Consider the following 4,473-nt stretch of genomic DNA (forward strand, 5'->3'; position numbering starts at 1 on the left):
GAGCTGCGCGGGGGATGGGGTGGGGGTGGCGCTGGAGGCCGGGCCGGGAGTGATGCGGCTCCCGGTCCGTGCTGGGAACAGGCGGAGCCGAGCTCCGCAGATTTCTTGGAGGCCTGTTGTGGGGTGGGGTGGGGATCCGGCCGGGGTGAGGGAGCCGCCGGCGGCGGACGGGCCGGGGGTGATGCTGCCTCCGGCCCCGTCCGAGGGGGTCCGGAGGGCTTCCCGAGCGGAACGCCGCGAACAGAAAGGCGCGGCTGCGTTCGCTCGGGGACGAGACGGATGGTGGCAGTGGCGGTTTTCGAGGGTAGGCATTTCGGGTACGGGTACGGGAGATGGGAGGGGGAGCGGGAGCGGATTCAGGGAGAGCGGGACGCGTGAGATTCCTGGGCAGCTACCTGTATCAGTTCGACGAGAAGGGGCGCATCGCACTGCCCGCGCCGTTCCGGCGCGAGGCGCCGGATGAGCCCTTCGTCCTGGTGCAGCCGTATCCGCCCGCTCTTGCGTTGTACACGGTGACGGGGTGGAGGCCGGTGGAAGAGCGTTTGCAGGAGCTCCTGCGTCAGCCGAACGCGCGCATGTGGGTGCTCTCCGTGCTCTCGAACGCGCACGACGTGGCGCCGGATGCTCAGGGCAGGATCCTGATCCCGGCGCGCCTGAAGGACATGGCGGAGCTGGACTCGCAGGCGCTGCTGGTCGGTGCCATCAGCAAGATCGAGATCTGGAATCCGGCCCGCTTCGACAAGGCAGTGCGCGAGCAGGCGGGCGAATACGGGCAGTTCGCGTCGCAGATCTTTGGTTGAGCGGTGGAAGTTGCGCCCTATCACGTCCCGGTGCTGCTCCGGGAGGTGCTCGATTTTCTCGATCCGGCGCGTGGCGGCCTCTACTTCGATGGCACAGTGGGTGGTGGCGGGCACGGCGAGGCCATCCTGGAAGCTGCCGGCACGCGGTTGCTCGGTGTGGATCGGGATCCCGAGGCGCTGGATGCGGCCGCCCGGCGGCTGGCCAGGTTCGAGGAGCGGGTAGATCTCGTGCAGGGAAACTTTGCCGACGTCGCGGAGCGGGGGGTGGAGCCCCTGGCCGGTGCATTGCTGGACCTGGGGCTTTCTTCGCGCCATCTGGACGTGCCGGAGCGGGGCTTCTCCTTCCGCCCGGGCACGCCGCTGGACATGCGGATGGCGGGCCGGGCAGAGGAGAGCACGACCACGGCCGCAGATCTGCTGAACCACCTGCCGCAGGAGGAGCTGGCCAATCTCTTCTTCCGCTACGGCGAGGAGCGCCGGTCGCGCCGGCTGGCGGCGGAGGTGGTGCGCCGGCGGCGGGAGCGGCCCTTCGCGGTGAGTGACGACCTCCTGGCCGTGCTCGCGCGCGTATTCGGCCCGCGTGTCGCTGTGAAGACGCGCGCACGCTTGTTCCAGGCCCTGCGCATTGCCGTGAACGACGAGCTGGGCGCACTCGAGAGAGTGCTGCCCGTGCTGCGCCAGCGACTCGAGCCGGCGGGCACCCTGGTCGTCATCTCCTATCACTCGCTCGAGGACCGCCCGGTGAAGGAGTCCTTCCGGGAGTGGAGCCGGGGGTGCATCTGCCCACCGGAGCTGCCCATTTGCCAGTGCCGCGGCGTGCCGCTCGGCCAGACCCTCACGCGCAAGCCGGTCTTTCCCGCGCCGGAAGAGGTCGAGCGGAACCCGCGCGCGCGCAGCGCTCGCCTGCGGGCGTGGCGCAAGGCGGCATGATGCGTCCCCAGCGCGGGTTCCTGCGCCTGGTGCTCGCCCTCGCACTGTTGCTGGGCGCACTCGCTCTGGTGGTGCGACGGCAGAGCCAGACGCTCGAAGCGCTGCGCGGGCTTGAGCAGATCCGCCGCCAGAGCGCGGTCCTCGAGGCCGAGCGCGCGGAGCTGCTGCGCCAGGCGCACGGGCTCGAGAGCCGGAGCCAGGTGCTGGCCGCCGCGGCCGGGCGCCTGGGCATGTACGTGCCCGCGGGGCCGGAGCTGGTCATCCTCTCGCTGCCAGCGGAGCGGCCGGCGCCGCCGGAACCCCGCGGGTGGCAGGCGCGGGCCTTCTGAGCGCGAGGGCGAACGGTGGGCGCGCCTCACGACTACGCCACGCGCCGGCGCCTCCTGCTGGCGGGGCTGCTGCTCTGTGCTCTGACGGTCGCAGGGCGCGCGTTCTCGGTGCAGGTGCTCGAGGCGGAGCAGTGGGGCGCACGGGCCGCGGAGCAGCACCAGCGGCGGCTCTCCCTGCCCGCGCCGCGGGGCATGATTCACGACCGCGACGGCGTCCCGCTGGCGGCCAGCCGGGAGGTGTTCCGGGTCGCTGTGGCGTCGCACGAGTTGCGCGACGGCTCCGCCATGGCCGCGAAGCTGGCCCGCGTGCTGGGCCTGCCGGCGGCCGCGGCCAGCCGCGCGGTCGAGCGCCAGCGGCGCTGGGCCGTGCTCCCGGGGCACTACCCCGCCCGGGTCCGGGAGCATCTGGGGGGCCAGCCGGGCGTCTACTTCGAGCGCGTGCTCGAGCGCTTCTACCCGCACGGCGAGCTGATGGCCGAGCTGCTGGGCCGGGTGGCCAGGGATGGCAGGCCGCTGGGCGGCATGGAGCTCGAGTTCGATTCGCTGCTGCGCGGCCGCGCCGGCCTGGCCGTGGTGCGGCGCACGGCGCGGGGCGAACCGATTCCCGGGGCCATGCTCCCGGTGGCCGAGCCGGTTCCGGGGCACGAGCTCTTCCTCACCATCGATTACGAGTTGCAGGAGATTGCCGAGCAGTCCCTGACCCGGGGGATCGCGGAGACGGGCGCGGCGGGCGGCGAGCTGCTGCTGCTGGATCCGCACACGGGAGAGATCCTGGCCGCGGCCAGCCGCCAGGCGGGGGGGCTGCGCCACTGGCGGGCGGCCACCGAGCCGTACGAGCCGGGATCCACGCTCAAGCCCTTCTTCGTGGCGACGCTGCTGTCGGAGCGCCGGGCCAGCCTGGATGACAGCGTGTATGCGGAAGAAGGACGATATCAGTACGGGCGGCGGACCGTCAGCGACCTTCACGGGTACGCGTGGTTGTCGGTGCGGGATGCCCTCCGGCTGTCCTCCAATATCGCGATGGTCAAGCTGTCGGACCGACTGCCGCCGGAAGTGCAGTACCGCTACCTGCGCGGCTTCGGCTTCGGCGCACCAACGGCGGTGACGTACCCGTCCGAATCCCCGGGAGTGCTGCGGCGGCCCGCCCAATGGTCCCGCTACTCTGCGGCCAGCCTGGCCATAGGGTACGAGGTGGCGGTCACGCCTTTGCAGCTTGCCCTGGCCTACGCCGCGCTGGCGAACGGAGGCGTGCTCATGGAGCCCAGAGTGGTGCGCGAAGTCAGATCACGGGAAGGCCGGACGCTGCAACGGTTCCCGCCCCGCAGCGTGCGCCGCGTCCTGTCCCCCGACATCGCGCAGGCCATGAGCGCCGTGCTCGCCGAGGTCGTGGACGCCGGGACCGGCCAGCAGGCCGCCCTCGGCGATTTCCCCATTGCCGGCAAGACCGGCACCGCCCGCCGCTTCCGCAGCGGCACCTACCGGGGAGCGGGGCATACGGCCTCCTTTGCCGGCTTCTTCCCGGCACACGACCCACAGCTCGTCTTCCTGGTGAAGCTTGACGGACCCCGCGGCGTTTACACCGGCGGCCTGGCCGCAGCGCCGGTCACCCGTGCCACCCTCGCCGCGGCCCTCGCCGCCTGGCACACCCCCCTGGACCGCGGCGCCCTCGCGGCAGCAGCGCCCACACCGGCCACAGCGCCGGCCGATACCGCCACTCCGGCGCCAGCCGCGGCCGTATCCCGCTGGTGGAGCCGCGCCGCCGCCCGGCCTGGACCAGTGCCGGCCCGGCCGGTCATGGTCGAGCTCGAGACCGGCAGCGCCCCGCGTGCACCGGGGAGCACGGGCGCGGCCGCCCGCCGCGGCACTGCCGCTCACCAGCACTACGTCCCGGACGTCATCGGCCTCGCCGCCCGCGATGCCGCGGCCCGGCTGCACGCCCGCGGCTTCAACGTGCGCCTGGAAGGCGGCGGCCGCATTGCCTCTATGCTCCCGAGCGCCGGCACACCCGCCCGCCCGGGCAGCACGGTCGCCATCCGGGGCGAAGTCCAGCGCTGAGGAGCACGGGAGCATGGAGCACGGGAGCATGAGACTGGGAGCGGTGGTGGAGCGGCTCGAGCTGGAGGGGCTGCTGCTCCAGCCGCCGGCTGCGGACGTGGAGCTGCTGGGGATAGCGGACGATAGCCGGCGGGTGCGGGCGGGCGACCTGTTTTGCGCCTGGGCAGGGACGGCGGTGGACGGGCATGGCTACCTGGCGGCCGCGAAGACGGCGGGTGCGGCGGCCGCGCTGGTCGAGCGGCGGGTGGAGGAGAGCGAGCTGCCGCAGGTGGTGGTGAGCGACGGCCGTCGCGCGGCGGCGATGGCGGCCTCGGTGGTGTTCGCGGACCCTGGCGCGAAGCTGCTGCTGGTCGCGGTGA

At 72.9% G+C, this 4,473-nt stretch carries 5 protein-coding genes; all 5 read left to right on the forward strand.

Annotated elements, in window-relative coordinates; translation table 11 throughout:
• Positions 1 to 374: 374 nt before the first annotated feature.
• A complete protein-coding gene (locus HY703_05185; GenBank protein MBI4544565.1) occupies positions 375 to 800 on the forward strand; it encodes a division/cell wall cluster transcriptional repressor MraZ in 426 nt (141 codons plus the stop codon).
• Positions 801 to 803: 3 nt separating this feature from the next.
• Positions 804 to 1,730: a 16S rRNA (cytosine(1402)-N(4))-methyltransferase RsmH gene (gene rsmH / locus HY703_05190; protein MBI4544566.1), complete on the forward strand. Its 927-nt coding sequence runs from the start codon at positions 804 to 806 to the stop codon at positions 1,728 to 1,730.
• Positions 1,727 to 2,059: a cell division protein FtsL gene (locus HY703_05195; protein MBI4544567.1), complete on the forward strand. Its 333-nt coding sequence runs from the start codon at positions 1,727 to 1,729 to the stop codon at positions 2,057 to 2,059. Before rsmH ends, HY703_05195 begins: the two co-directional genes overlap by 4 nt.
• Before the next feature lie 15 nt (positions 2,060 to 2,074).
• The gene (locus tag HY703_05200) at positions 2,075 to 4,114 is read left to right on the forward strand and encodes a penicillin-binding protein 2 (protein MBI4544568.1); all 2,040 of its coding nucleotides are present in this window, start codon (positions 2,075 to 2,077) and stop codon (positions 4,112 to 4,114) included.
• Positions 4,115 to 4,142: 28 nt separating this feature from the next.
• A partial coding sequence (locus HY703_05205; protein MBI4544569.1) for a UDP-N-acetylmuramoyl-L-alanyl-D-glutamate--2,6-diaminopimelate ligase occupies positions 4,143 to 4,473 on the forward strand: 331 nt, incomplete at its 3' end.

The sequence above is a fragment of the Gemmatimonadota bacterium genome, assembly GCA_016209965.1.
Classification (GTDB): domain Bacteria; phylum Gemmatimonadota; class Gemmatimonadetes; order Longimicrobiales; family RSA9; genus JACQVE01.